This is a genomic window from Mycolicibacterium wolinskyi str. Jessa 2025, assembly GCF_049241375.1.
Classification (GTDB): Bacteria; Actinomycetota; Actinomycetes; order Mycobacteriales; family Mycobacteriaceae; genus Mycobacterium; species Mycobacterium wolinskyi.
In genome coordinates this window covers 4450506-4477502 of the sequence record NZ_CP185960.1, presented here as the reverse complement: position 1 = coordinate 4477502, position 26997 = coordinate 4450506, and the positions used below count along the sequence as shown (strand labels likewise).

At 68.7% G+C, this 26997-nt stretch carries 27 protein-coding genes; 14 read left to right on the top strand and 13 right to left on the bottom strand.

Translation table 11 applies throughout. The annotated features are described in order from the left end of the window. From infB to ACOI2T_RS22010, 4 genes are read left to right on the top strand one after another with little or no spacing between them, the layout of a single operon-like run. The gene (infB, locus tag ACOI2T_RS22025) at positions 1-2799 is read left to right on the top strand and encodes a translation initiation factor IF-2 (protein ID WP_085148120.1); all 2799 of its coding nucleotides are present in this window, start codon (positions 1-3) and stop codon (positions 2797-2799) included. A gap of 2 nt (positions 2800-2801) precedes the next feature. After that, positions 2802-3302, top strand: a complete 501-nt coding sequence (gene rbfA / locus ACOI2T_RS22020) for a 30S ribosome-binding factor RbfA (RefSeq protein ID WP_409503545.1) — start codon at positions 2802-2804, stop codon at positions 3300-3302. Next, positions 3271-4272 (top strand): DHH family phosphoesterase, encoded by a 1002-nt coding sequence (locus ACOI2T_RS22015; RefSeq protein WP_409503544.1) that lies wholly within the window; start codon positions 3271-3273, stop codon positions 4270-4272. The genes rbfA and ACOI2T_RS22015 overlap by 32 nt, the downstream gene beginning before the upstream one ends. Beyond that, positions 4265-5599, top strand: coding sequence for an MATE family efflux transporter (locus tag ACOI2T_RS22010; RefSeq protein WP_409503543.1), 1335 nt, complete (start codon positions 4265-4267; stop codon positions 5597-5599). Before ACOI2T_RS22015 ends, ACOI2T_RS22010 begins: the two co-directional genes overlap by 8 nt. An 80-nt stretch (positions 5600-5679) precedes the next feature. On the opposite strand, the gene ACOI2T_RS22005 is transcribed toward ACOI2T_RS22010, so the two are convergent. Then, positions 5680-6288: a class I SAM-dependent methyltransferase gene (locus ACOI2T_RS22005; protein WP_421874312.1), complete on the bottom strand. Its 609-nt coding sequence runs from the start codon at positions 6286-6288 to the stop codon at positions 5680-5682. Between the two features lie 45 nt (positions 6289-6333). Between ACOI2T_RS22005 and ACOI2T_RS22000 the strand changes: the two genes are divergently transcribed. After that, positions 6334-6777 (top strand): MerR family transcriptional regulator, encoded by a 444-nt coding sequence (locus tag ACOI2T_RS22000; RefSeq protein WP_085148128.1) that lies wholly within the window; start codon positions 6334-6336, stop codon positions 6775-6777. An 84-nt stretch (positions 6778-6861) separates the two neighbouring features. Here the strand turns inward: ACOI2T_RS22000 and ACOI2T_RS21995 are convergent, their stop codons facing one another. The 4 genes from ACOI2T_RS21995 to ACOI2T_RS21980 form a co-directional block, all read right to left on the bottom strand. Beyond that, entirely contained in the window at positions 6862-7683 is an 822-nt protein-coding gene (locus ACOI2T_RS21995) for an ABC transporter ATP-binding protein (protein ID WP_409503541.1), read from the bottom strand. 15 nt (positions 7684-7698) lie between these two features. After that, positions 7699-8730: an ABC transporter substrate-binding protein gene (locus ACOI2T_RS21990; protein ID WP_067852505.1), complete on the bottom strand. Its 1032-nt coding sequence runs from the start codon at positions 8728-8730 to the stop codon at positions 7699-7701. Between the two features lie 20 nt (positions 8731-8750). Next, a complete protein-coding gene (locus ACOI2T_RS21985; protein WP_409503540.1) occupies positions 8751-9632 on the bottom strand; it encodes an ABC transporter permease in 882 nt (293 codons plus the stop codon). 134 nt (positions 9633-9766) lie between these two features. Continuing rightward, the gene (locus ACOI2T_RS21980; protein ID WP_409503539.1) at positions 9767-10798 is read right to left on the bottom strand and encodes a LacI family DNA-binding transcriptional regulator; all 1032 of its coding nucleotides are present in this window, start codon (positions 10796-10798) and stop codon (positions 9767-9769) included. Positions 10799-10966: 168 nt separating this feature from the next. Here ACOI2T_RS21980 and ACOI2T_RS21975 point away from each other — a divergent pair, with 168 nt between their 5' ends. Genes ACOI2T_RS21975 through ACOI2T_RS21965 form a run of 3 tightly spaced genes read left to right on the top strand, consistent with a single transcriptional unit; the run spans position 10967 to position 14150 of the window. Then, the gene (locus tag ACOI2T_RS21975; RefSeq protein ID WP_067852511.1) at positions 10967-12127 is read left to right on the top strand and encodes a Gfo/Idh/MocA family protein; all 1161 of its coding nucleotides are present in this window, start codon (positions 10967-10969) and stop codon (positions 12125-12127) included. Then, complete coding sequence (locus tag ACOI2T_RS21970) at positions 12124-13314, top strand: dihydrodipicolinate synthase family protein (protein ID WP_409503538.1); 1191 nt, start codon at positions 12124-12126, stop codon at positions 13312-13314. Before ACOI2T_RS21975 ends, ACOI2T_RS21970 begins: the two co-directional genes overlap by 4 nt. Beyond that, positions 13311-14150 (top strand): sugar phosphate isomerase/epimerase family protein, encoded by an 840-nt coding sequence (locus tag ACOI2T_RS21965; protein WP_409503537.1) that lies wholly within the window; start codon positions 13311-13313, stop codon positions 14148-14150. Before ACOI2T_RS21970 ends, ACOI2T_RS21965 begins: the two co-directional genes overlap by 4 nt. Here ACOI2T_RS21965 and ACOI2T_RS21960 read toward each other — a convergent pair. From ACOI2T_RS21960 to ACOI2T_RS21950, 3 genes are all read right to left on the bottom strand, one after another. Continuing rightward, entirely contained in the window at positions 14137-14976 is an 840-nt protein-coding gene (locus ACOI2T_RS21960) for an EamA family transporter (RefSeq protein ID WP_409503536.1), read from the bottom strand. The genes ACOI2T_RS21965 and ACOI2T_RS21960 overlap by 14 nt on opposite strands. A gap of 187 nt (positions 14977-15163) precedes the next feature. Next, positions 15164-16081 carry a GNAT family N-acetyltransferase gene (locus tag ACOI2T_RS21955; RefSeq protein ID WP_409503535.1) on the bottom strand — a complete coding sequence of 306 codons (918 nt, stop codon included), beginning with the start codon at positions 16079-16081 and terminating at the stop codon, positions 15164-15166. Positions 16082-16144: 63 nt separating this feature from the next. Beyond that, positions 16145-16897: an enoyl-CoA hydratase gene (locus ACOI2T_RS21950; RefSeq protein WP_409503534.1), complete on the bottom strand. Its 753-nt coding sequence runs from the start codon at positions 16895-16897 to the stop codon at positions 16145-16147. Positions 16898-16919: 22 nt separating this feature from the next. On the opposite strand from ACOI2T_RS21950, the gene ACOI2T_RS21945 reads away from it, so the two are divergent. Both ACOI2T_RS21945 and ACOI2T_RS21940 read left to right on the top strand, forming a co-directional pair. Beyond that, positions 16920-17186, top strand: coding sequence for a DUF2277 domain-containing protein (locus ACOI2T_RS21945; RefSeq protein WP_409503694.1), 267 nt, complete (start codon positions 16920-16922; stop codon positions 17184-17186). Next, entirely contained in the window at positions 17183-17746 is a 564-nt protein-coding gene (locus tag ACOI2T_RS21940; protein ID WP_409503533.1) for a DUF1802 family protein, read from the top strand. Before ACOI2T_RS21945 ends, ACOI2T_RS21940 begins: the two co-directional genes overlap by 4 nt. Here ACOI2T_RS21940 and ACOI2T_RS21935 read toward each other — a convergent pair. Continuing rightward, the gene (locus ACOI2T_RS21935; protein WP_409503532.1) at positions 17735-19378 is read right to left on the bottom strand and encodes a CocE/NonD family hydrolase; all 1644 of its coding nucleotides are present in this window, start codon (positions 19376-19378) and stop codon (positions 17735-17737) included. The genes ACOI2T_RS21940 and ACOI2T_RS21935 overlap by 12 nt on opposite strands. A gap of 16 nt (positions 19379-19394) precedes the next feature. Continuing rightward, positions 19395-19979: a DUF3558 domain-containing protein gene (locus ACOI2T_RS21930; protein ID WP_067852527.1), complete on the bottom strand. Its 585-nt coding sequence runs from the start codon at positions 19977-19979 to the stop codon at positions 19395-19397. Positions 19980-20137: 158 nt separating this feature from the next. On the opposite strand from ACOI2T_RS21930, the gene ACOI2T_RS21925 reads away from it, so the two are divergent. From ACOI2T_RS21925 to truB, 3 genes are read left to right on the top strand one after another with little or no spacing between them, the layout of a single operon-like run. Then, entirely contained in the window at positions 20138-21100 is a 963-nt protein-coding gene (locus ACOI2T_RS21925) for an ACP phosphodiesterase PptH (RefSeq protein ID WP_067852529.1), read from the top strand. Continuing rightward, the gene (pptT, locus tag ACOI2T_RS21920) at positions 21097-21771 is read left to right on the top strand and encodes a 4'-phosphopantetheinyl transferase PptT (protein WP_409503531.1); all 675 of its coding nucleotides are present in this window, start codon (positions 21097-21099) and stop codon (positions 21769-21771) included. Before ACOI2T_RS21925 ends, pptT begins: the two co-directional genes overlap by 4 nt. A 47-nt stretch (positions 21772-21818) precedes the next feature. Then, positions 21819-22658 carry a tRNA pseudouridine(55) synthase TruB gene (gene truB, locus ACOI2T_RS21915; protein WP_421877368.1) on the top strand — a complete coding sequence of 280 codons (840 nt, stop codon included), beginning with the start codon at positions 21819-21821 and terminating at the stop codon, positions 22656-22658. Positions 22659-22679: 21 nt separating this feature from the next. Here the strand turns inward: truB and ACOI2T_RS21910 are convergent, their stop codons facing one another. The 3 genes from ACOI2T_RS21910 to mntR all read right to left on the bottom strand — a co-directional run bounded on the left by ACOI2T_RS21910 (position 22680) and on the right by mntR (position 25841). Beyond that, on the bottom strand, positions 22680-23897 hold the full coding sequence (locus ACOI2T_RS21910) for an SfnB family sulfur acquisition oxidoreductase (protein WP_409503529.1): 1218 nt from the start codon (positions 23895-23897) through the stop codon (positions 22680-22682). Then, entirely contained in the window at positions 23894-25063 is a 1170-nt protein-coding gene (locus ACOI2T_RS21905) for an LLM class flavin-dependent oxidoreductase (RefSeq protein ID WP_067852553.1), read from the bottom strand. Before ACOI2T_RS21905 ends, ACOI2T_RS21910 begins: the two co-directional genes overlap by 4 nt. Before the next feature lie 73 nt (positions 25064-25136). Next, positions 25137-25841, bottom strand: coding sequence for a manganese-binding transcriptional regulator MntR (mntR, locus tag ACOI2T_RS21900; protein WP_409503528.1), 705 nt, complete (start codon positions 25839-25841; stop codon positions 25137-25139). 81 nt (positions 25842-25922) lie between these two features. On the opposite strand from mntR, the gene ACOI2T_RS21895 reads away from it, so the two are divergent. Then, positions 25923-26897, top strand: a complete 975-nt coding sequence (locus tag ACOI2T_RS21895; RefSeq protein ID WP_067852556.1) for a bifunctional riboflavin kinase/FAD synthetase — start codon at positions 25923-25925, stop codon at positions 26895-26897. Positions 26898-26997: the final 100 nt, after the last annotated feature.

Sequence of the window (26997 nt, the reverse complement as noted above, 5' to 3'; positions counted from 1 at the left end):
GTGGCAGGTAAGGCCCGTGTACACGAGTTGGCCAAGGAACTCGGTGTCACAAGTAAAGAACTCTTAGCAACGCTCAAAGAGCAGGGCGAGTTCGTCAAGTCGGCGTCCTCCACGGTGGAGGCGCCGGTCGCGCGTCGGCTGCGCGAAACGTTCGGCACGAAATCTGATTCGAAGGCCGGCAAGAAAGCCGATGACAAACCCCGTAGCCAGCCGGCCGCCGGTAACGGTGCTGCCGCGGCTCCCAAGCCGTCCGGCCCGACGCCGTCCACGGCAGCGCGGCCGGGCCCGCCGGCCAAGCCCGCACCCGCGGCCGCCGCACCGACGCCGTCCGCGCCGGTGAAGCCGTCGGCACCCAAGCCCGCTGCGCCGCAGCCCCCGGCCGCGCCGAGCGCGCCTGCGCCTGCCGCGCCCGCGCCCGCCGCGAGCGCTCCGGCCGCGACGCCCACCCCGGCGCCGCGCCCGACTCCGGGTGCCACGCCCGGCCCGAGGCCAGGTCCGGCGCCCAAGCCCGCGCCGCGTGCCCCGCGTGTCGGTAACAACCCGTTCTCCACGCAGCAGCCCGCGGAGCGTCCGATCCCGCGGCCGCAGCCCCGTCCCGGCGCTCCGCGTCCGGGCGGCGGCCCGCGGCCGTCTCCCGGCAACATGCCGCCGCGTCCCGCAGGTGCGGGTGCGCCCGGTCGTGGCGGACCCCGTCCCGGACCGCGTCCCGGCGGCGGACCCCGCCCCGGTGCAGGTCAAGGCGGTCGTCCCGGTGGCGGTGGCGGCGGTAACTACCGCGGCGGCGGTGCCGGTGGCGGCGGTGGCGCAGCTGCCGGTGGCGGCGGTTTCCGTGGTCGTCCCGGTGGCGGTGGCGGCGGTGGCCGTCCCGGCCAGCGCGGCGGTGCCGCCGGTGCGTTCGGTCGTCCCGGCGGTGCGCCGAAGCGTGGCCGCAAGTCGAAGCGGGCGAAGAGGGCCGAATACGAGAACATGCAGGCGCCGGTCGTCGGTGGCGTGCGGTTGCCGCACGGCAACGGCGAGACCATCCGGCTGGCCCGCGGTGCGTCGCTGTCCGACTTCGCCGACAAGATCAACGCCAACCCGGCGTCGCTCGTGCAGGCGCTGTTCAACCTCGGTGAGATGGTCACCGCGACGCAGTCGGTCGGTGACGAGACGCTCGAGCTGCTCGGCAGTGAGATGAACTACGTCGTGCAGGTCGTCTCGCCCGAGGACGAGGACCGTGAGCTGCTGGAATCCTTCGACCTCACCTATGGCGAGGACGAAGGCGGCGAGGAGGACCTGGAGGTCCGCCCGCCGGTGGTCACCGTCATGGGCCACGTCGACCACGGCAAGACCCGACTGCTGGACACCATCCGGAACGCCAGTGTCCGCGAGGGCGAGGCCGGCGGCATCACCCAGCACATCGGTGCCTACCAGGTCGAGGTCGACCTCGACGGCACCGTCCGGCCGATCACCTTCATCGACACCCCGGGTCACGAGGCGTTCACCGCCATGCGTGCCCGCGGTGCGAAGGCCACCGACATCGCGATCCTCGTGGTCGCGGCCGACGACGGTGTCATGCCGCAGACGGTGGAAGCCATCAACCACGCGCAGGCCGCCGACGTGCCGATCGTGGTCGCGGTCAACAAGATCGACAAGGAAGGTGCCGACCCGCAGAAGATCCGCGGTCAGCTCACCGAATACGGGTTGATCCCCGAGGATTACGGCGGCGACACCATGTTCGTCGACATCTCGGCCAAGCAGGGCACCAACATCGAGGCCTTGCTGGAAGCGGTCGTGCTGACCGCCGACGCCGCACTGGACCTGCGGGCCAACCCCGACATGGAGGCCCAGGGCGTGGCGATCGAGGCGCACCTCGACCGTGGCCGCGGACCGGTCGCGACCGTGCTCATCCAGCGCGGCACGCTGCGGGTCGGCGACTCGGTGGTGGCAGGCGATGCCTACGGCCGCGTCCGCCGCATGGTCGACGAGCACGGCGAGGACGTCGAAGAGGCACTGCCGTCGCGTCCCGTCCAGGTCGTCGGCTTCACGTCGGTGCCCGGCGCCGGTGACAACTTCCTGGTCGTCGACGAGGACCGCATCGCCCGCCAGATCGCCGACCGGCGCAGCGCGCGCAAGCGCAACGCGCTGGCCGCACGCAGCCGCAAGCGCATCAGCCTCGAGGACCTGGATTCGGCGCTGAAGGAAACCAGCCAGCTGAACCTCATCCTCAAGGGCGACAACGCCGGTACGGTCGAGGCGCTCGAGGAGGCCCTGCTGGGCATCCAGGTCGACGACGAGGTCGAGCTGCGGGTCATCGACCGTGGCGTCGGTGGCGTCACCGAGACCAACGTCAACCTGGCGTCGGCCTCGGACGCGATCATCATCGGCTTCAACGTCCGTGCCGAGGGCAAGGCGACTGAACTGGCCAACCGCGAAGGTGTGGAGATCCGGTACTACTCGGTGATCTACCAGGCCATCGACGAGATCGAGAGCGCGCTCAAGGGCATGCTCAAGCCGGTCTACGAGGAGAAGGAGCTCGGCCGCGCCGAGATCCGCGCCATCTTCCGGTCGTCGAAGGTCGGCAACATCGCCGGCTGCCTGGTCACCTCGGGCATCATGCGGCGTAACGCCAAGGCGCGTTTGCTCCGCGACAACGTGGTGGTCGCCCAGAACCTCACGGTGTCCTCGCTGCGCCGCGAGAAGGACGACGTCACCGAGGTGCGCGACGGTTACGAATGCGGTCTCACGCTGACGTACTCGGACATCAAGGAAGGCGATGTCATCGAGACGTACGAGCTCGTCGAGAAAGCACGTACCTAGAAGTGGCTGATCCTGCACGTGCGAAACGACTCGCCAAGCGGATCTCCACGATCGTGGCCTCGGCCATCGAGTACGAGATCAAGGATCCTCGTCTCGCCGGGGTCACGATCACCGATGCGAAGGTATCGGGGGATCTGCACGACGCCACGCTGTACTACACGGTGATGGGTGCGACGCTCGACGACGCCCCGGACTACGAGGGTGCCGCGGCGGCGCTGGAGAAGGCCAAGGGCGTACTGCGCTCGAAGGCCGGGGCCAGCCTCGGTGTCCGGTTCACCCCGACTCTGGCGTTCGTCCGCGACACCGTGCCCGACGCGGCCCACCGGATGGAGGAGCTGCTGGCCCGGGCGCGGGCCGCCGACGAGGAAGTCGCCAGAGTTCGGGAGGGTGCCACGCACGCCGGCGACGCCGACCCGTACCGTGTGAACGGGGCGGAGGATAACGGGCCAGCAGACGGGGCAAACGCTGAGGATGCCGGTGACGACGACCGATCGGACGACTGACATAGTTCCTGGCGTGCGCGTCAACGCACACCAGGCCGCCGACCTGCTGTCGGAAGCGTCGAGCGTCAGTGTGGTCTGTCACGTCTATCCCGACGCCGACACGATCGGCGCCGGGCTGGCCCTCGCCCAGGTCCTGGAGGGTGCCGGCAAGCAGGTCGAAGTCGCGTTCGCGGCTCCCGCCGAGCTTCCCGAGTCACTGCAGACGCTGCCGGGCGGTCATCTGCTGGTCGCACCCGAGACGATGCGCGACAACGCCGAACTGGTTGTCACGGTGGACATTCCGAGTGTCAACCGGCTCGGCGCGCTGCGTGATCTCGCCGAGGACGGTCGCCGGGTGCTCGTGATCGACCATCACGCGTCCAACCAATTGTTCGGCAGCGCCAACTACGTCGATCCGACCGCGGATTCCACCACGATGCTGGTGGCGGAATTGCTCGACGCCTGGGGCAAGCCGATCGACGAGCAGGTCGCCCACTGCCTCTACGCGGGGCTGACCACCGACACCGGTTCGTTCCGGTGGGCCACCGCACGTGCGCATCGGCTCGCGGCCCGGCTCGTCGAACTCGGCGTGGACAACGCCGCCATCAGTCGCACCCTGCTGGACACCCACCCGTTCGCGTGGCTGCCGATGTTGTCGCGGGTGCTGGCGTCGGCCCGGCTGCTGCCCGACGCCGTCGACGGCCGCGGTTTCGTCTACGCCGTCGTCGCGCACTCCGAGTGGGCCAGCGCCCGCCCCGAGGAAGTCGAGAGCATCGTCGACATCGTCCGCACCACACAGCAGGCCGAGGTCGCCGCGGTGTTCAAGGAGATCGAACCGATGCACTGGTCGGTGTCCATGCGGGCCAAGTCGGTCAACCTGGCCCAGATCGCCAGTTCGTTCGGCGGCGGCGGACACCCGCATGCGGCGGGGTACTCGGCCACGGGCCGGGCCGACGACGTCGTGCAGGCACTCACGCAAGCTCTTGGCTGAGCCGGAGGGCGACCTGCCCGTCGCCCCGGCCACGAGCCGTCGCATCGCGGGTCTGGCCCTGCCCGCACTCGGGGTGCTGGCCGCCGAACCCGTCTATCTGCTGTTCGACATCGCGATCATCGGGCGTCTCGGCGCGGTCAGCCTGGCCGGTTTGGCCATCGGTGGGTTGATCCTGAGCCTGGTCAGTTCACAACTGACATTCCTGTCCTACGGCACCACGGCCCGCTCCGCCCGGTTCTATGGTGCGGGCGACCGGCCCGCTGCGGTCGGTGAAGGCGTGCAGGCCACCTGGCTCGCGCTGGCCCTCGGCTTGGCGATCGTGATCGTCGTGCAGGCGGTGGCCGGGCCGCTCGTCTCGGCGCTCGCGGCCGGTGGCGACATCGCCGAAGCGGCGCTGCCGTGGTTGCGCATCGCGATCCTGGCCGCCCCGGCCATTCTGGTGTCGCTGGCAGGAAACGGGTGGATGCGCGGCGTGCAGGACACCGTACGCCCGCTGCGCTACGTGGTGTTCGGCTTCGCGGTGTCGGCGGTGTTGTGCCCGCTGCTGGTCTACGGCTGGCTCGGCCTGCCCCGGATGGGCTTGCCCGGGTCCGCGGTGGCCAACCTCGTCGGCCAGTGGCTGGCCGCGGTGCTCTTCATGTGGGCACTGCTCGCCGAGAAGGTGAACCTGCGAATCCAGCCCGCAGTGCTACGGGCTCAGCTCGTGATGGGCCGCGATCTGCTGTTGCGCACCATGGCCTTTCAGGCGTGTTTCGTGTCCGCGGGTGCGGTGGCGGCCCGGTTCGGCGCGGCCGCGGTGGCCGCGCACCAGGTGGTCCTGCAGCTGTGGAGTTTCCTTGCCCTGGTCCTGGATTCGTTGGCCATCGCCGCGCAGTCGCTGGTGGGGGCGGCGCTGGGCGCGGGCCAGCTCGCCCACGCCAAGTCGGTGGCCTGGCGCGTCACGGTGTTCTCGGCGTTGGCCGGTGTCGTGCTCGCGGTGGTGTTCGCGGTCGGTGCGTCGATCCTGCCGCCGGTGTTCACGAACGACGAATCGGTGCTCGCGGCGATCGGCGTGCCATGGTGGTTCCTCGTCGCGCAACTGCCCGTCGCCGGAATCGTTTTCGCACTCGACGGGGTTCTGCTGGGCGCCGGTGACGCGAAGTTCATGCGCAATGCCACGCTGATCAGTGCACTGATCGGCTTTCTACCGTTGATCTGGCTGTCACTCGCGTTCGGGTGGGGTCTGCTCGGCATCTGGTCGGGCTTGAGCACTTTCATGGTCCTGCGACTGGTCTTCGTCGGCTGGCGCGCATTCTCCGGCCGCTGGCTCGTGCCGGGCACTGCATAGTTCCCACCGCGAGCGACCGTGTTTGTACGCAACACGCCGTGGCTTTCCGTACAGCAGTGGTCGCTCGCGCGGTGGATTCGTCAGCGCCGCGTCCCACTGACAATCCACACGGCGCCTCGGCCGCTTCCATGCGTGCCCACACACACGTTGTCGAAACCGGTGTCGCGGCACAGCGCGGCGAAAGACTCGGCCTGTTGCTGCGTCCAGCCGTGACTGGCCAGGCCCGTCGCGCCCACCGGTGACTGCCGCTCGATCGCGATCAGCCGTCCGCCGGGGGACAGCACCCGATGTGCCTCGCCGACCGCCTTGTCGACGTCCTGCCAGTGATGCACGGTGGCCAGCGCCCAGACAACGGTCGCGGTGCCGTCCTCGACGGGCACGTCCTCTGCCGTGCCCTCCCTCCACGCGATGTCGCCCTTTCGGGTGACGAAGCCCGCTACGCGCAGCATCGCGGCGGACGGGTCGACGCCTGTCACGCGCGCACCGCTGCGAGCCGCGACGCGGGCCGCGGTGCCCGGCCCGCATCCCACGTCGACGACGTGATCGGCGGGGGAGACGTCGGCGACGCGGGCGGCAAGCTTGGCTTTGGCGCGGCCGACGAGCATGAACATGACCCCGAACAGCACGCCGGTCACCCCGGAGAAGCCGGGATGGTCGGCGTGGTGGTTGATCGCAAGCGCGGCATTCATGCTTCGACCTTGCCGGTTCAAGCTGGGTTGAAGTCAAATGGCGGGATGGACGTGATTTCGATCGGCGAGGCGGCGGCGCGGTTGCAGATGAGCGCGTCGGCGTTGCGGTATTACGACGAGCGCGGGCTCGTGTGCCCGCGGATGCGTCGGGGCGGCAAGCGGATGTATGGCCCCGACGAACTGCGCCGGCTCGCGTTTCTCAAGATCGTGCACCGGTTGGGGCTGCCGCTCGACACCGCGGCCGCGGTACTCGACGCGCCGAGCGAACAGTGGCGACAGACCGTACGTGAGCAGATCGCCGAACTGGACCGGGTGATCGCCCAAGCGCAAGGCGCACAACAGTTCCTGACGCACGCCTTGCATTGCCCGACCGATCACCCCGCCCGCGACTGCACCACCATGACCGGTGCCTTGGACCGGCTGGTCGACGGCATGAGCGTCGAGGACCTCGCCGCTGAACAGACCGGGACGCGGTGGACCGCCGACTGACCCGTTGCCCCCCGCGAGCGACCGCATTTGTACGCAGAAGTGCGGCGTGTCGCGTACAAACACGGTCGCTCGCGGTGTGAAGGATCAGTCGGCGGCGCTGGAACTGCCCAGCAGATCACGCACGCGGTTGGCGACGCGGATGAACTCCGGGCGTTCCATGGTCTCGGCGTAGTCCCGCTCGGCGGGCAGGTTGACGTCGAGCATCTCGACGATCCGGCCGGGCCGCGGGCTCATGACCACGACCCGGTTGGCCAGGTACACGGCCTCGGCGACCGAGTGCGTCACCAGCACCACGGTCGTGCCGGTTTCGCGCCAGATGCGGTGCAGTTCGACGTTCATCTTCTCGCGGGTCAGTGCGTCCAACGCGCCGAACGGCTCGTCCATCAGGAGCACGTCAGGTTCGTGGAGCAAGGCCCGGCACAGCGAAACTCGTTGCTGCATACCGCCGGACAGCTCGTGCGGCAGTGCGTTCTCGAAGCCGGTGAGGCCGGTCATCTCGATGAGATAGTCGCAGCGCCGCGCGGCGGCCTGGCGTGGCATCCCGCGCATCTCGGCCTGCAGGAGGATGTTTCGGCGCACCGAGCGCCACTCCAGCAGTGCCGCCCGCTGGAACACGTAGCCGATCTCGCGTTGCGGACCGCGGACGCGGTTGCCGCGCAGCCGGACCTCGCCGGAGGTGGCGTCGGTCAGCCCGGCGATCACCTTGAGCAACGTGGACTTGCCGCAGCCCGACGGGCCGGCGATGGAGACGAATTCACCGTCGGCCACCCGCAGGTCGATGTCTTCGAGTGCAGTCACCGTGGCTCGCTTGGAAGCGAACCGGACGGACAGGTTGTCGACTGTGATGGCTTCAGCGGCTTCGGCGGTCACCGTGGTCCCAGGTGCGGTGATGGTGGCAGTGGTCATGTCGATCGGCTCCTACTACTGTGCCGGCTTCGGGGCGAACGACGATTCCCAGTATTCCGCAGGAGCTTTCGCGGTCTTGAGCAATCCGGCGTCGGTCAGCGTGGTGATCGTGGTGGTCCAGTCTTCCTCGGCGTTGGTGCCCGGCGGCTGGTTGGTGGTCGCCGCGGTGCTCAACAGCGGGATGGTCTGCTGCCACTGGTTGAGCAGCACTTCCTGGGGCGGCATCTGCGGGTCCTTACCGGCCATCGCCTGCACGGCGGCCTCTGGATTGGCGGCGGCCGCGGTGAACGCCTCACTGGTGGCGTCGACCATCGACTGCACGAGATCGGCCTTGTCGCCGATGGTTTCGGTGTTGGCGATCAGGCCGTTGCTGTAGAAGTTCAGCCCGGCGTCGGAGTACTTCAGGTAGCGCACCTCGCGACCGCTCTTGTTCGCGATGGTGGGCCCCTGATCGTGGGCGAACCCGATCAGGCCGTCGACGCGGCCGGACAGCATCGCCGACATCTTGCCCGCCGCATCGAGGCTCTGCTGCGTGACCTGATCGGCGGGTACCCCGACCTTGTCCAGGTAGATAGGGAACGTCGTGGTGGGCGCGTCTCCGGCCGAGACCGCGATGGTGCGGCCCGCCAGATCCTTGGGCTCGTTGATGCCCGAGTCGGCGAACACCTGCACCGCCGACGGCGTGGTCTGCAGGAACACGCCGGTGCTCTTGACCTTGACGCCCTTGTCGATGTTGGTGAGCACGGCGGGCGTATCGGCCCAACCGAAGTCGGCCTGCTGCGAGCCGACCGCTTGGACCGTCTTGGTGGAGCCCTGGCCCGCATCGATCGTGAGGTCGATGCCGTGCTTGGCGAAGATACCCTCTTGCACACCGTAATAGAAGGGGGCGTGCTCGCCGTACGGATACCAGTTCAGCATCAGGGTCGCCGGTGTGGCCGAACCCTCTGCGGCGGGGGCGTTTTCGGCGTCGCCGCCGCCGCATCCGGCGAGGACGAGGGCTGCGGTGCAGGCCAGCGCGGCGGTGGCGCGGCGTCGGGAAAAGATCATGACTCTAACTCCTGGGTCGGTCAGGCGGAGGTTGCGGACTTGGTGGTGCGGCGGGACGAATGCCATGGGATGAGCAGCTTTTCGGCGACCTCGATGATCGCGAACAACACGATGCCCAGGATGGACATGATGATCAGTGCGGCGAACAGCATTGCGGTGTCGACGTTGCCGTTGGCCTGCAGGATCACATAACCCAAACCTTCGTTGGCACCGACGAATTCACCCACCACGGCACCGGTCACCGCGAGCGTGGCCGCGACCTTGAGACCCGACATCAGCTGCGGCAGAGATGCCGGGAAGCGGATCTTGAGGAAGGTCTTGAAGCGGCTGGCGCCCATGGTCGAGGTCAGTTCGAGAATCTCGGGGTCCACTGAGCGCAGGCCGGCCAGGCCCGAGATGACGATCGGGAAGAACGCCATCAGCACGGCCACCAGGATTTTCGGTGTCGGGCCGAAGCCGAGCCACACGATGAACAGCGGGGCGATCGCGATCTTCGGGATCACCTGGGCGAACAAGATCAGCGGGTAGACGGTTTTCTCAAGGCTGGCCGAGTAGATCATCACGACGGCCACGAACTCGCCGACGATTGCGGCGATGAGGAACCCGAGCACGGTCTCCCAGCTGGTCACCCAGGTGTGCTGGGCGAGGTATGCCGCGTTCTCCTGGGCGGTGCGCCAGGTGTCGCTCGGCGAGGGGAGGATGTAGGGCGCGACGAGTTCCGCCTCGGTGACTGCCCACCAGCCGGCGAGCAGCGCCGCGACGAGCGCCAGCGGCCGCCACAGCGCTGAGGCGGTGCGTTGCAGGGAGAAAGCCCGGGCGGGGGAGAAGGTTCGACGCCGGGGTGCCGGCCCGGAGGCCGGGGACCCGGAGGGGCGCACACCGGCCGAAGCGGTTACCGCCATGGATGAGTCCTAAGGTCGCAGTGGCACGGGGCCTTCGCCCCGATCTGGGAATGCGCTTTCCGAAGCGCCTCGACCATAACGTGACCCAGCGCACACTGTCAACGGCGTTGTGCTCTGCGGCCCGTTCCGGCGGGTCAGGGCAGCCGCGTGCTGTCGCGCAGGATCACCCGCCCGGGTATCCGTTCGCGCAGGTCATCGCAATCGGTGTCGGTGCGCAGCGCGAGTTCGACGGCGCGCCTGCCGATCTCCTCGAGCGGCAGGACGACGGTCGTCAGGCTCGGCGTGTAATCCCGCAGTGTCGGGATGTCGTCGAACCCGGCGATGCCGATGTCGTCGGGCACCGACAGCCCGAGATCGCGCCACGCCGCGATCGCGCCGATCGCCATCACGTCGGTGACGGCGAATACGCACACCGGCTCCGCCTGGGCGCCGGGGCTGATCTGCAACGCCCCGGCCAGCCGGCGGGCCGCCGAGTAGCCGCCGTCGCGGGTAAACTCGCCCGATACCTCCACGAGCGGCGTCAGGCCGCGACGGCCGAGTGCCTCGACGAATCCGTTGCGGCGGTCGACGCCGGTGCGGATGCTGCCTGGGCCGCCGATCACCGCGAACTGGGTGTGGCCCTCCGCGATCAGGGCGTCGGCCAATTCCGCTGAGGCGAAGTAGTTTTCGGGTTCGACGGCACCGCCGAACGCCAGCGGCTGACCGATCACGACAACGCGACCGCCGTTGGCGCGGTAGCGCCCGAACTCGGCCTCCAGGTCGCGGTCGAGATCGCCGCTCTGGCGGGAACCGGCCAGCACGATCGCGTCGGCGCGGTGGGCGATGAACGTGCTCACCGATTCGCGTTCGATGTCGAAGTCGCGGTCGGTGCTCGCCAGCAACACTTGCTTGCGAGCCGTTCGGGCCGCGGTTTGGACGCCACGGGCGATCGATGAGAAATACGGGTCGGCGATGTCGTGCACGATCAATCCGAGCAGGCCGGTCGACGCCCGCGCCAAAGCCTGGGCCTGCGCATTCGGCACATATCCGAGTTCGCGGGCGGCCGCGCGCACGCGATCGGCGACGCCGACACCCGGTACCCGGCTCGAACCGTTGAGCACGCGCGACGCGGTCGCCTGCGATACGCCCGCACGGGCGGCCACGTCCTGCAGTGTCACTGCTGCCATCTGTGCTCCCGCTTCGTTGGGGTTGACCGGATCGTCGCATGAGCTTACCGTGGAAAGCGCATTCCGAAGTGCTGACATCGCTGACTTCCGATCGGAGTCGCAGCGCGATGCAGGTCAATCGACCGCGCTTGCCGGTGCTCGCCGGCGTATCAGATAAGGCATCACTCGATGAGTACAACCACAGCACGCCGCACTCTGCGCATCGCCATGAACGGCGTCACCGGCCGCATGGGTTACCGCCAGCACCTGGTCCGGTCCATCCTGCCGTTGCGCGATTCCGGACTGACCCTCGACGACGGCAGCCGCGTAGCGGTCGAGCCGATTCTGGTCGGGCGCAATGCCGACAAGCTCGCCGACATGGCGGCCGAACACGGCATCGAGCACTGGACCACCGACTTCGGCTCGGTGATCGCCGATCCGACGGTCGACGTGTACTTCGACGCGCAGGTGACCTCGCGGCGCGTGGAGGCGCTGACCGCCGCCATCAAGGCCGGCAAGCACGTATACACCGAGAAGCCCACCGCCGAAACGCTCACCGAGGCGGTCGAGCTGGCCCGGATGGCCGAGAACGCCGGGATCACCGCCGGGGTGGTGCACGACAAGCTGTACCTGCCGGGACTCGTCAAACTCCGTCGCCTCGTCGACGAAGGATTCTTCGGCCGCATCCTGTCGATGCGCGGTGAGTTCGGCTACTGGGTGTTCGAGGGCGACGGCCAGCCCGCGCAACGCCCGAGCTGGAACTATCGCGCCGAGGACGGCGGCGGCATCACCGTCGACATGTTCTGCCACTGGAACTACGTGATGGAGGGCATCCTCGGCAAGGTCGAGGCGGTGACGGCCAAAGCCGTGACCCACATCCCGACCCGGTGGGACGAAGCCCATCAGCCGTACCAGGCCACCGCCGACGACGCCGCGTACGGCATCTTCGAGCTGGCGGGCGGCATTGTCGCGCAGATCAATTCGTCCTGGGCGGTGCGAGTGCACCGCGACGAGTTGGTCGAGTTCCAGGTCGACGGCACCCACGGATCGGCCGTCGCGGGCCTGCGCCGCTGCGTCGCCCAGCATCGGTCCCACACCCCGAAACCGGTGTGGAATCCCGACCTTCCCGCCACCGAGCCGTTCCGGGACCAGTGGCTGGACGTACCGGCCAACGCCGACCTCGACAACGGTTTCAAGTTGCAGTGGGAAGAGTATCTGCGCGACCTGCTCGCCGGCCGGCCGCACCGCTACGGTCTGCTGTCGGCGGCGCGTGGTGTGCAGCTGGCCGCATTGGGCCTGCAGAGCTCGGCCGAGGGCAGGCGCATCGAGGTGCCGGAGATCGTGCTGTGACCGCAACCCAAACGGGCATCACCGTCACGCTGCCGCTCGACGGCGAGATGCGCCGCGTCGAGCTCGGCGAGCCGGGCCGGTGGCGGCGGCCCGAACAGCCGATCATGTCGCGGATCGCCTATGCCGCAGCGCATGTGGTGCCCCGAACACTGGCCGACAACACCCCCGGCGCCCCGGCCGACCTCGACTGGGACGCCACGATGGCCTACCGCCGCGAGCTGTGGTCCTACGGTCTCGGCGTCGCCGACGCGATGGACACCGCCCAGCGTGGGATGGGTTTGGACTGGGCCGCCACGCGGGAGCTGATTCGTCGCAGCGGCCGGGAAGCGGCCGCGGTGGGTGGTCGGCTCGCATGCGGGGCGGGAACCGATCAGCTTGTGCTCGACGACATTCCGTCGGGTTCGAGCGGGCTCGCGACGATCATCGACGCCTATCGCGAGCAAGTCGAGGTTGTGCGGGATGCGGGAGCTCAGGTCATCCTGATGGCGTCACGCGCATTGGCCCGCGTCGCGCAGTCACCCGCCGACTACCTGACGGTGTACAACGAGGTGTTGTCGGCTGCAGATCAGCCGGTGATCCTGCATTGGCTCGGCGACATGTTCGATCCTGCGCTGCGCGGATACTGGGGGTCGAACGAGATCTCCACCGCTACAAAAACGTTCCTCGATCTCATCGCGTCCAACGCCGACAAGGTGGACGGCGTCAAGGTCTCGCTCTTGGACGCCGATCACGAGATCGCCCTGCGCCGTGCCCTGCCGCCCGGGGTGCGCCTCTACACCGGTGACGACTTCAACTACCCGGAGTTGATCGTCGGCGACGAACAAGGGCATTCCGACGCGCTCTTGGGCATCTTCGCCGCGATCTACCCGGCCGCCTCGACCGCACTGCAGGAACTCGACGCGGGCAACGTCGAAGGCGCAGGCGAGATGCTGGAGTCTACCCGCGCGCTGGGACGCCACATCTTCGCCGCGCCCACCTACTACTACAAGACCGGGATCGCATTCCTGTCCTGGCTCAACGGTCATCAGCCCGGATTCGCGATGGTCGGCGGCTTGGCGAGCGGACGATCGGTCGGGCACCTGGCCCGACTCTTCGCGTTGGCAGACCGGGCGGGTCTGCTCACCGACCCGGCGCTGGCTGTGCACCGGATGCAGACCTTCCTGGAACTGAACGGAGTGCGGGCATGAGTCCCGATGCCAACGGCAGGCTGTCGCTGAACACCATGACCACCAAGGCGTTCACGCTGCGCGAGGCGGTCGAGGCCAGTGCCGCAGCAGGTGTGGAAGCCATTGGACTGTGGCGGGACCGGGTGGCCGAGGCCGGCCTGGACACCGCTGCGAAACTGGTGCGTGACAACGGGCTTCGGGTATCCAGCCTGTGCCGCGGCGGCTTCCTGACCGGTGTGGACGGGGCGGCCGCGCTCGACGACAACCGTCGAGCGATCGAAGAGGCGGCCACCCTCGGGACCCGCGAGCTGGTGCTCGTGGTGGGTGGCATCCCCGACCGTGACCTGGTTGCGGCGAGGCAGCGGGTGGCCGACCGGCTCGACGAATTGGTGCCCTACGCCGTCGAACACGACGTCCGGCTCGCACTGGAACCCCTGCACCCGGTGTTCTGTGCGGACCGTGCGGTGATCTCCACGCTCGGTCAAGCGCTCGCGATGGCGGCGCCGTATCCGCCCGCCGCGGTCGGAGTCGTCGTCGACACGTTCCACGTGTGGTGGGATCCCGAGTTGGCGGCCGGAATCGCGGCCGCCGGTGCGCAGGACCGGATCAGCTCCTACCAGGTGTGTGACTGGCTCGTGCCGATGATGCCCGATCCGCTGGTGTCACGCGGGATGATGGGCGACGGCGTGATCGATTTCGCGGCGATCACCGCGCTCGTCCGCGATGCCGGCTACCAGGGTGATGTCGAGGTCGAGATCTTCAACGAAAAGATCTGGGCGACAGCAGGTTCGGCTGTCATCGAAACCATGAAGCAGCGGTTTCGCGAGCTCGTGGCGCCCGCGCTCACGGCAGGCTGATCAGCAGGACTCCGGCAAGCACCACACCGGCCGCGATGGCCCGCCGCGCGCCGAGCTTCTCACCGAGGAAGACCGAGCCGATCAACGCACCGAACACGATGCTGGTCTCGCGCAGGGCGGCGATCGGCGCGAGTGCGCCGCTGGTCTGCGCGGCCAGCACGATCGTGTACGCGGCGAGCGAGATGGCCCCGCCGGCCAATCCGGGCACCGCGCACTCCCGTACGGCGCCGGCGAGCCGTGGGCCGCGACGTACCGCGGCAAGGATCGCCAGCGGCGGGCCCTGCAGCAGAAACATCCAGCCGGCGTACGCGAACAGTGGTGAATGCTGCACGCCCACACCGTCGATCACGGTGTAGCCGGCGATCGTCACGCCGGTGAGCAACGCGGCCCCCAGCGCGGGTAGGTCCTTGCGATTCGGCCGGCCACCGAGGAATACCAGGCCGATCAGGCCGGCCGAGATGGTCAGCACGCCGATCAACTCGGTGACGGGCATCTCGCGTCCCAGAAACACCATGGCGATCACCGCCACCAGCCAGGGTGAGGTTCCGCGTGCCAGCGGATACATCTGGCTGAACTCGCCGAGCTGATAGCTCGCCAGCAACAGCAGGTTGTAGATCACGTGTGCGAGCGCCGAGGCGATGATGAAGGGCCAGGCCCCGGCCGGCGGAAGGCCGCCGATGGCGGCGAGTACCGCACCGCCCACCGCGTCGACCAGCCCGATCAGTGCGAATCCGACGAGGCGGTCGGGTATCGCGTGGGCCAGTGAGTTCCACACCGCGTGCATGAGGGCGGACGCGAGCACTGCAAGCATGATCGGTGCGGACACCAACGGCTCCCTTGGGTCGGCCCCATGGCGGGGCGCGGGTTAAGGAAGCCTCCAGGCTTTTATCCCGTCAGCTGAGGACCGATGTCCTGGCGCCGCTCGGTCCAGTCCCGAACCGTCCTGATTGTCGATACCGGGCGGACGGCCGGCGGAACCCTAGGCGCAATCGAATTCAACATACCCGCATGCGTCAGCGGGCTCGTACCCGGCCCTGCAGAGCGACGAAGACGTCGTCGAGCACGCGTGGCCGCCCGGCCCGCTCGGCGGTTTTGCGCGAGGCCGGATTGTGGCGGTCGATGGTTCCGACGAGCATCTGGCTGCGATCGGTGGCAACGTATGTGGCCCAAGCCGTTTGGGCCGACACCGCGTACCCGTGGCCGCAGTGTTCCGCGCTGATGACTTCTTCGTTGACCTCGTCGCCGCCCAGCCAGCCGACCGCGCCGGGCACGATGGCGATGGCTCCGACGATCTCGTCGCGCACTTCGATGGCACGCAGCCGTCCGTCGTCGTGCCATTGCCGTATGTCGGCCGGATCGGCGGGGGTGATGTTGTGCGCCAACGCAGGCTGGGTGGCCGCGAGGTGCTCGTAGCGGCGGCTGACGAGGTCGACGGCCTGCTGCGCGTCGGTGAACGGATGCAACCGGACCCGGCCGTCGCACGCCGTCATGTCACGGTGGCGGGCGGCGTGGATGCTGACGTCGAGCACCACACCCTGCCCGGTGATACGGCCCGACCGAGCCCGTAACCGCAGATAGCCGGGCGTGAACGCCGACCATTCCGCTCGTACGCAATCAGCCAGTGCCGCAACGTCATCGAAGCTGTGCGCCACCACTTCGACGAATGGCCGCGCGAGATCGCGGCAGTAGAACCGGATGCCGCCGATCAGATCGCCGCGGGCCGTCCGGAGATGGCGATGCGCATAATCGGCAGGGCGGATCCCCGGCAACGTGATGTGGTCGGAGAACGTGCGGGCGAACTCGAGGTCGTCGATCCGCGCCGTCTGTTCGGCGAGCCAGGCACCGACCATTCGGACGCCGCGCTCGCCGAACAGCGATGTGGCGATGTCGATCTGATCGGCCAGCGAAGGCCATGCGACGGGATCGTCCACGTGCCACAGGATTCCCGCCGCAGCACGCCGCGTCCACTGATTTCTGCGGTCGTCAGTCCACCGTCAGCGCACCTGCGCGCGGCCTCGGTCGATCACGGCCGCGCGATTGGCCGCGATGTCGTCACCGGTCGCCGTCGCCATCCACTCGCGGGCCGAGGCGGCCTCGATCCACAGGCCCTGGTTCGTCTGGGATTCGTCGATGCGGTGATAGGACGCCAGCAGGGCACGGACCGCGGCCTGGTTGTTGCCGACGATCGCCGCCGCGACGCGGCGTGCGGCGGGCAGCAGCTCGTCGTGCGCGACGACCTCGGTGACGAGACCGGCGCGCAGCGCGTCCGTGGCCGAGAGGTAGTCGCCGGTCAGGCTCATCCGCCGGGCCAGGCCGACGCCGACCTTCTGCGGCAGCCGCACGCTCAGGCCCCAGGTCGGCAGCAGCCCCACGCGGGCATGGGTGTCGGCGAACCGCGCCTGCTCCGAGGCGATCAGGATGTCGCAGTACAGGGCGAGCTCGAGGCCTCCGGTGACCGCGGCGCCGTTGATGGCGCCGATCACGGGTTTGGTCATCGCCGGCCACTTCGGGGAGATGTCGGGCAGCTCGGTGGTGTCGCCGAGTTCCTTGAGATCCAGCCCCGCGCAGAACACCGGGTCGGCGCCGGTGACGATGACGACGTCGACGTCATCGTCGGCCTGCGCGTCGTGCAGCGCGCCGTAGAAGGCGGTGCGCAGCTCCGCCGAAAGCGCGTTGCGGGACTGCGGCCGGTTGAGCGTCAGGGTGCGGACGCGGTCGGTGGTGTCGATGAGCAGCGTGTCGGTCATGAGGTCAACCTATCGTGGGGGTATGTGCCGGAACATCACCGAGCTACGCGGGCTCGAACCCGCCGCCACCGCTGAAGAGATCGAAGCCGCCGCCCGTCAGTACGTCCGCAAGGTCAGCGGCATCACGCGGCCGACCGGAGCGAACGTCGAGGCGTTCGAAGCCGCCGTCGCCGAGGTCACCGCGACCACGACGCGTCTGCTGGACGGTCTGGCGCCGCGGCGTCAACCGCCCAAGACCGTCCCGCCGCTGCGCCGCCCGGAGGTCCGGGCCCGGCTCGCGGCGAAGTGACCGCACTCGCGGACACGCAGACCGCGCTCAAGGAGTGGAGCGCGGCCGTACACGCGCTGCTCGACGGGCGCCAGACCGTGCTGTTGCGCAAGGGCGGCATCCACGAGAAGCGATTCGAGGTCAACGCGTCCCGGTTCGTGTTCTTTCCGACGATCGCGCACAGCCATGCCGAGCGGGTGAGGCCGGAACACGCCGATCTGCTCGCCGCCGCGGCCTGCGACAGCACCGAGGATGCGGTGACCATTCGGGCCGGCGCGAAAGTGGTTGGCGCCGTTGAGGTCAACCGGCCGGATGCGGTCGACGAACTGGCCGGTCTGCATATCTGGACGGCGGAATCGGTGCGGGCCGACCGGCTGGATTTCCGCCCCAAGCACCGGCTCACGGTGCTCGTGGTGCAGGTGAGCCCGCTCGTCGCGCCGGTCCGGCTGATGCGCACCCCCGACTACGCGGGATGCAAGAGCTGGGTCGAGCTTCCGGTTAAGGCCGAGTGGGGGACACCCGTGCACGACGACGCGATGCTGGCGGACATCGCCGAGCGCGTGCGCAAGTCAGTCGGCTGACGGCGGCTGCGGACCGGCGGGCAACAGCAGACGCGAGACCCCGCCGTCCCCGTGATGCACGGTGTGGCGGGCCCGGGCCAGTCGTGAGCCCGAGATCTGGGGTTCACCCGTGCCGAGATTGCGGGCGAACCGGGGGTGCGAGCCACCCGCCACCAGGAGGCGGATCCGCGAGCCCGCCGCGAAACGGTGTGCCACGGCGTCGAGTTCGAGCCGTATCGTCCCGGACTGCTCGGTGCGCCTGCGGAACGCGTCGGTGACGTTGCGGGAGCGGCCCTTGGCGTCGACCTCGCTGACCCGGACGAACACGTCGTTGTTCGGGTTGTCGCAGCTGTGGGCGAGTTCGACGACCGGCGTGCCCACGACATACAGATCGGCCGGTAGCGGGTCCCCGGTGAACGTCACCACATCGCTGCGCTGTGCCAGGGACGTGTCGTCCCGGTAGCCGCCCTGCCGGGCCAGTTGGCGGCCGCCGACGGCCGGAGTCGGGCGCGCCGGGTGATAGATGAACGACGACGGCGGCGCGGTGGGTGCGGGCGGCGTGTCCGTGAGTCGCCCCGTGGGCTGCAGGAACAGTTCCCGCTCCGGCATGACGGGAGGCCACTCGGGTAGCTCGACCCAGCCGTCCCCGTTGATGTGGATCCGGACCGGGCTGCGCCGCGAACTCGGGCGCCCGGCCAGGTGCGTGCCGAGCCAGTCCAGTGACTCGGCCAGCACGGTCGGCGCGCCCTTGGTCATCAGCTGCCCGTGCGTCCACGACCCGACCGTCAGCGCGACCTGCACGCCGCGCCGGTGCAACTGGGTGTACTGCTCCAGCGTCTGGTCCAAGAACAGGTCCTGCCATCCGCTCAGCAGCAGGATCGGCACCTCGACATGCTGCAGCGCCTCGTCGAATCTCAGCAGTTTCCAGAACGGGTCGTCGCGTTCGGGATGCTCGAGCCACGATTCGAACCACGGCGCGCCGCTGCCGAGCAGCTGCCGCCCGGCCGCACCCATGGGCAGGCCACTGGCCGCACGGGCGAGTTCACGGGGCCCACGCAGTTCCCTGGCGAGGGCCGCGAGCAGGCCGGGCTCCTCCTGGCGGGCGACCATCGCGCTCCAACCGAGGAAATCGTTGAGGGTGAACGAGCCGGTGCCCCACGCCGACTGGCTGAAGTCGTGCGGGCCGACCGTGATGACGGCAGCCTTCATCTCCGGTGGGGGATCGGCCAGCAGCGCCCACTGGGTGAAGCCGAGGTAGGAGATCCCGACGGTCGCGAAGGAGCCGGTGAACCACGGCTGCACGCGCAGCCAGTCGACCGTGTCGGCGCCGTCGGCCATCTCGTGGACCATCGGCGTGAACTCGCCACCCGAGCCGAACGTCCCGCGCACGCTCTGCAACACGACGTGGTAGCCCCGCGCGGCGTACACCTCGGCGAACAGCGTCGAGAACGGGAACCGGCGGCCGTAGGGTCCGCGCACCAGCAAGGTGCCTGCCGGCCGGTCGGTATCCGGCGCGTAGTGGTCGGCGATCAGCTCGACGCCGTCACGCATCGGGACCCGCAGTCCGTGTTCGACGGTGTGGCCGGTCTCGTGGGGCGGAAGCCCCAGCAGACGGCTGATGGTCTGGCCGGTGAACCTGCGGAATCTGGTCACCGCACCAGATTACGGATCAGAACTTGTAGTACGGCGCGAGCTCGTGGGCGCGCTGCAGGTTGACCTGCAGGCAGTCGGGATCGGGCTCGGAGTAGATCGGCGAGTAGAAGAGCGACTGCTGGATGACGCCGTAGCTCGTCTTGAACGCCACCATGCAGGTGATCCACCAGCGGTCGTTCCAGTCAGTGGGCTTCATGATCCAGTACTGCGCGGCGCGGTGTCCGTCGATGTCGAGCTCGAGCGCGTCGGGCGGGATCGTCGCCTCGTACGTGCGCCACACGAACGCCTCGACGGCCATCTGGTAGTTGCCTGCGTCGTACTTGCAGCGCAAGCTGTCCTCCGGGGTCGGCGGCGTGAACGCCAGGCCGATTCGCTGGACGACGTCGAGCGGGATGTCGCGGCACGGATCGAACGGGGACGGGTCTGTGGTCTCGATCACCGGCCATTTGATGGTCGTCGACACGTTGGTCATCGGCAGGTCGGTCGACTCCAGCTGCAGGACTCCGCCCTGCGACCCCGCCGACGGCCCGGTCTGGCACACCAGGATCACCGCCGCAACCAGCGCAGACAAAGCCGACAGCAGGCGCAACCTGGCGGCCATCACACCCCCTAGCAGACTCGGTGAATATTCGTCCCCGGCTTGCGGGGAGTGTAGCGGTCAGCCACAGCGCACTCGACCATAAACGAGAACATGTTCTAGTTGCGAGGGCCTTCGCCGCGCGTTGCGCAGTTAGGCTGGTCGGTTGTGGTGGTGCAACTGTGGTGACGGACCAGGAGTCGCGGGACCGGCAGCCGGTGCTGTGGGCGATCAGCGACCTGCATACCGGGCACACCGGCAACAAGCCGGTCACGGAGTCGCTGTATCCGGCCTCGCCGGACGACTGGTTGATCGTCGCGGGCGATGTCGGTGAGCGCACCGACGAGATCCGCTGGGCGCTCGACCTGCTGCGCAAGCGGTTCGCCAAGGTCATCTGGGTGCCGGGGAACCACGAACTGTGGACCACCAACAAGGACCCGATGCAGATCTTCGGGCGCGCACGCTACGACTATCTGGTCGACATGTGCGACCAGATGGGGGTGATCACGCCCGAGCATCCGTTCCCGGTGTGGACCGAACAGGGCGGTCCGGCCACGATCGTGCCGATGTTCCTGCTCTACGACTACAGCTTCCTGCCGGAGGGTGCCTCGACCAAGGCCGAGGGGCTTGCCATCGCCAGGGAGCGCAACGTCGTCGGGACCGACGAGTTCCTGCTGTCGTGCGAGCCGTACGCCACGCGCGACGCCTGGTGCCGCGATCGGGTCGATCAGACGCGCAAGCGGCTCGAGGACCTGGACTGGATGACGCCGACCGTACTGGTCAATCATTTCCCGCTCGTGCGCGAACCATGCGACGCGATGTTCTATCCCGAGTTCTCGCTGTGGTGCGGCACGACCGCGACCGCGGACTGGCACACGCGCTACAACGCGATCTGTTCGGTGTACGGCCACCTGCACATACCGCGCACGACGTGGTACGACGACGTCCGCTTCGAAGAAGTGTCGGTCGGCTATCCGCGAGAATGGCGGCGCCGCAAGCCGTATCGGTGGCTGCGCCAGATCCTTCCCGATCCCAAGTACGCGCCCGGGTATCTGAACGAGTTCGGTGGACACTTCGAGATCACGCCCGAGATGCGGGCCAACGCCAAGGCGATGCAGGACCGGATCAAGGCGCGGCGCGCATGACGGGAACGCTGTTGGCGCAGGTGCTGCCGGACGGCTCGGACACGCTGGCGTCGGCAGAGCTGTACGACGACCCACCCGGTCTGGCCCCGCTTCCAGAGGAAGAGCCGCTCGTCGCGCGCTCAGTTGCCAAGCGGCGCAACGAATTCGTCACGGTGCGGTACTGCGCACGCCAGGCACTGGGGGAGTTGGGCATCGGTCCGGTCCCGATCCTCAAGGGCGACAAGGGCGAACCGTGCTGGCCGGACGGTGTCGTCGGCAGCCTCACGCACTGCAAGGGATTCCGCGGTGCGGTCGTCGGCCGGGCGGGTGACGTCCGGTCGATCGGAATCGACGCCGAACCACACGACGTGTTGCCCGACGGCGTGCTCGGCGCGATCACCCTGCCGGTCGAGCGGACCGAGCTGAGCACCATGCCCGGCAATCTGCATTGGGACCGAATCCTGTTCTGCGCCAAAGAGGCAACGTACAAGGCGTGGTACCCGCTCACGCACCGCTGGCTCGGGTTCGAGGATGCCCACATCACCTTTGCGGTGGACGATTCGGGCACCGCGGGCCGCTTCCGGTCGCAGATCCTGATCGATCCGGCCGCCGAGCACGGCCCGCCACTGACCGCGCTCGACGGCCGTTGGTCGGTGCGCGACGGCGTGACGCTGACGGCGATCGTGCTGTGAAGGAGGCTCCGGAACCGGGACTGGTCATCGTCGACAAACCCGCCGGCATGACGAGCCACGACGTGGTCGGGCGGTGCAGGCGGCTGTTCGGCACCCGCAAGGTCGGGCATGCCGGCACCCTGGATCCGATGGCGACCGGCGTGCTGGTGATCGGCATCGAACGGGCCACCAAGATCCTGGGATTGCTGACCGCCACCGACAAGTCCTATGCCGCGACGATCCGGTTCGGCCGCACCACCACGACTGAAGACGCCGAAGGCGAAGTGGTCGAAGATGTTTCGGCCGCCGCAGTCACCGACGCGCAGATCGAGTCCGCAGTGGCCGCGCTGCGTGGCGACATCGCGCAGGTGCCCTCGGCCGTGAGTGCGATCAAGGTCGGCGGGCAGCGCGCCTACAAGCTGGCCCGCGAAGGGCAGGCCGTCGAGCTGGCCGCGCGCCCGGTGCGCATCGACCGCTTCGAGGTGCTCGCCGTCCGGCGCGAGGGCGAGTTCGTCGATGTCGACGTCGAAGTGGACTGTTCGTCGGGCACCTACATCCGGGCGCTGGCCCGCGACGCCGGTGCGGCCCTTGGCGTCGGCGGACACCTGACCGCGCTGCGCCGCACGCGGGTGGGCCGCTACGGGTTGGACGAGGCCCGCACGCTCGACGGGCTGGCCGAGCAGGCGCGGCTCAGCTATTCGCTCGACGAGGCCTGCCTGCTCGGGTTTCCGCGCCGCGACCTAACCGCGGACGAGGCCGAGGACACTCGCCATGGCCGCGCGTTGAAACCGGCGGGCATCGACGGCGTGTACGCGGCGACGGCACCCGACGGTCAGGTCATCGCGCTGCTACAGGACGGTTCGGCCCGTACCAAGAACGTGGTGGTGTTGCGGCCGGCGACGCTGTAAGTCTGGTGCTCCAGGCGCGTTTCAGATTTGGCCGTGGCGGGGCGGTTTCGTCCCCGACAGCGTGTAGCGCCCGATGTGGCGCAGCTTCCAGCGGGTCGGATCGTGCAACGTGTGAGTGCGGGCGTCGCGCCAGTAGCGCGCCAGGTTCCCGCCGGCCGATGCGCTGCGGGTGCCGCCGAATTCGAACAGCTTGGTCGACGCGTCCAGCGACGCACGCACTGCCGACACCTTGGCGATCGCGACCGCGATCGAGGCGGCCGCCGCGGTGTCTTCGGTGAGATCGGCACGTGCGGCGTCGATTTGGCGCGCCGCCTCGGCCAACAGCGCCTGCGCACCCCGCACCGTGACCGTCAGTTCGCCGGCCACCTGAACCAAGGTCGGGTCATCGGCGGCATCGGACACCTTCGCCTCGAAATGCGGCCGGGCCTTGACGGCTTGACGAACCCCTTCGTCGAGGGCAGCGGTCGCGATACCGACGTCGATCGCGGCGTGCAGCAACTGCGCCCGCGCGCCGTAGACCGTGGGCCGCGCGAAGATCGGCGTGAAATCCACGACGTGCTCGGCGGGAACCCGCACACCGTCCAGCGTGACGCTGCCGGACGCCGTCGTACGCTGTCCCATCCCGTCCCAGTCGTCGATCACAGTCAGGCCCACCGCATCCCGCGGCACGAACACGATGGCCTTGGGCGTCGAAGCCGTCGGGATCGCGCCCGAGCCGTCGGACAGCGATGCGCGGACGATCAGCCAGTCGGCGAACAGCGCACCCGTCGAATAGAACTTGCGGCCGTTGAGGACGTACCCGTCGCCGGACGCCACCAGGGTCGTGGTGTCGACATCGGTCGGGTGCGGACCGCGTTCGGACTGTGCGTTCGCGAACAGTGCGCCGTCGAGCACCAGCCCGTAGAAGAACGCCTGTTGCGCATCGGTGCCCTGCAGGCGCAAAGCCTCGAGGAACGTGAAATGCGAATGCGGGATCTGCCCGAGCGACGGATCACCGTGGGCAAACAGCCTGATGACTTCCGCGAGGACGGTGGCCCCGACGTCGGGCCCGCCGTATTCGGCGGGCACCGTCAATGCCAGGAGCCCGGATTCCTTCAGCGCGTGCACCTGCTCGTGGGGCAGCACCCGGTCGGCGTCACGTGCGCTCGCACCGTCCGCGAAGGCCGCCGACAACCGCGCGGCGGTCGCCAGAGCGTCATCGGCGGAGGTGATTCGGGCGGCGCTCGCGAGCTCGGTCATCGCGCCGCGCCGACGAACGGAATCGACGCGGGCGCCGCACTGCGCGCCCCGTTGTCGAACAGGCCGCGCTTGCGCAGGATAGGGACGACGCCTTCGCCGAACCAGAACAATTCCTCCAGGTGGGGATAGCCCGAGAAGATGAACTCGTCGATCCCGATCGCGGCGTACTCGGCGATCCGGTCGGCCACCTCGGTGTGACTACCTACCAGTGCGGTTCCGGCGCCGCCGCGTACCAGGCCCACGCCGGACCACAGGTTGGGCGCGATCTCCAGACTCCGGGCGTCGCTCCAGGTGCCGTTGCGCCGGTTGGCCTCGTGCAGCGCCAGCATGCGCCGCTGGCCCTCGGACTGGCTGCGTGCCAGACCCTGCTGGGCGGTGCGCACGGTGTCCTCGTCGAGGGCCGCCACGAGCCGGTCGGCCTGAGCCCACGCCTCCTCGGAGGTGTCGCGGGAGATGGTGTGCAACCGGATGCCGAACCGCAGCTTGCGCCCCTGCTCCTCGCCGAGTGCCCGGATCCAGTCGATCTTCTCGCGCACGGCCTCCGGTGGCTCGCCCCACGTCAGGTATACGTCGGAATGCCGGGCCGCAACGGGCCCGGCCGCCGTGGAGCTGCCACCGAAGTACAAGGGCGGCACCGGGTTCGGCGGCAAGGCGAGCGATGCCTCTTCGACGTCGATGTACTGACCGCGGTGGGTCACGGTCTCACCCGCCCACAGTCGCCGCACCACGTCGAGGAATTCATCGCAGCGCGCGTAGCGGGCGTCCTTGTCGAGGTGGTCGCCGAAAGCGCGCTGCTCGTGTGCCTCGCCGCCGACCACGACATTGAGCAGGATCCGGCCGGGAGCGTGCCGCGCGAACGTCGCGGCCATCTGCGCCGAAAGCGTCGGGCTGACCAGGCCGGGCCGGAACGCCACCAGGAAAGCCAGCGACGTGGTCTCGCGGGCCAGCAGCGATGCGGTGATGAACGCGTCCTCGCACCACGCGCCGGTCGGAATGAGTGCGCCGGTGAAGCCGAACGTCTCGGCAGCGCGGACGATCGAGGCCAGGTAGTCGATGCTGGCATCGCGGTCGCTGTGGGCGGCTCCGGCCGGCGTGCCGTGGCCGCCGCCGACGATGAACCGGCTGTCGCCGTAGGTGGGCAGAAACCAGTGCAATGTGACAGTCACAAAGAGGTCATCATTGTCGGCGAACGCGATCAGGGCACGACTAAGAATCGCCGTGATCGCAGACTTGCGAAACCTAGCTGGCGACGACCCAGATGGCTTCTGCGGCGGGGCTGCCCAGGTCGACCGTGGTGTCGGGATCGCCCGAACCCACCGGGGATTCGACCGCGACCGAGATCATGCCGGCGAAATCGCGCCGGGCCAGCACCCGAAGCCGCGAATCGAGGCTGATGCCCACGCTGTCGAAGTAGCGCAGCATTTCCGGGTCGGCGTCGGAGATGCGGGCCACCGTCCCGGCCTCGCCGTCCTGGCACACCGAAAGCTGGCGGGCCGGCGGTGTCGGCACCTGCCCGTCGGCGGCCGGGATGGGGTCACCGTGCGGGTCGCGCGTGGGGTGACCCAGTTTCGCGTCGATCCGGTCGAGCATGCGGTCGGACACCGCGTGTTCGAGGATCTCGGCCTCGTCGTGCACCTCGTCCCAGCCGTAGCCCAGCTCCTGGACGAGGAAGGTCTCCATCAAGCGGTGGCGACGCACCATTGCCAACGCGGCCCGCCTGCCCTCGTCGGTCAGGGTCACCGCACCGTATTTCTCGTGGTGCACCAGCCCCTGGTCGGCGAGCTTGCGGATGGACTCCGACGCGGTCGAAGCCGACACGCCGATCCGCTCGGCCAGCAGTTTGGTGCTGACTTTCTCGCGCGACCATTCCTGGGCTGTCCAGATGACTTTCAGATAGTCCTGGGCAACCGTCGAGAGGTCGCGATGGTTACCGTCCGGACTCACAGTAAGGAAGTTTAGGCAATCGTCACCTGACTTGGTGATCTGGAGCAGACCACGGCGCGGCCGGGCCGTAGGCTAGCTGCTGTGCAGCGCTGGCGTGGGCAGGACGAGATCCCCACGGACTGGGGCAGGTGTGTTGTCACCATTGGGGTGTTCGACGGTGTTCACCGCGGACACGCCGAGCTGATCAGTCACGCGGTGAAGGCGGGCCGATCGCGCGGGGTACCCGTGGTTCTGATGACCTTCGACCCCCATCCGATGGAAGTGGTGTTCCCGGGCAGTCACCCGGCTCAGTTGACCACCCTGACCCGCAGGGCCGAGTTGGTCGAGGAGCTGGGCGTCGACGTGTTCCTCGTGATGCCGTTCACCTCGGACTTCATGAAGCTCACCCCCGAGCGCTACATCCATGAGCTGCTCGTGGAGAACCTGCATGTGGTCGAGGTCGTGGTGGGGGAGAACTTCACGTTCGGCAAGAAGGCGGCCGGCAACGTCACGATGCTGCGCAAGGCGGGTGAGCGGTTCGGATTCGCCGTCGAGGGCATGAGCCTGGTCGCCGAACACCACCGCGACGAGACGGTCACCTTCTCGTCGACCTACATCCGGTCGTGCGTGGATGCCGGCGACGTGGTCGCGGCCGCCGAGGCGCTGGGCCGTCCGCATCGTGTCGAGGGCGTCGTCGTGCGCGGCGACGGCCGGGGCCGGGTGCTCGGATTCCCGACGGCCAACGTGGCGCCACCCATGTATTCGGCGATCCCGGCCGACGGTGTGTATGCGGCCTGGTTCACCGTGCTCGGACACGGTCCGGTGATGGGCACGGTGATTCCCGGTGAGCGGTATCAGGCGGCGGTGTCGGTGGGTACCAACCCGACGTTCTCGGGCCGTACCCGCACGGTCGAGGCGTTCGTCCTCGACACGAACGCCGACCTGTACGGCCAGCACGTCGCGGTCGATTTCGTCGCGCGCATCCGGGGGCAGGAGAAGTTCGACGCGGTCAAGGATCTGGTCGTGGCGATGGAGGCCGACACGGACCGGGCCCGCACGATTCTCGCTGCGCACTGAGCACGATTCTCGGCTCGCCGCGGTCAACTGCTAGACTTCTCGCCGATCCGGCGCATGCTGCAGTCCGTGGTGGCTGTGTCGAGAATATGTTCACGGGACC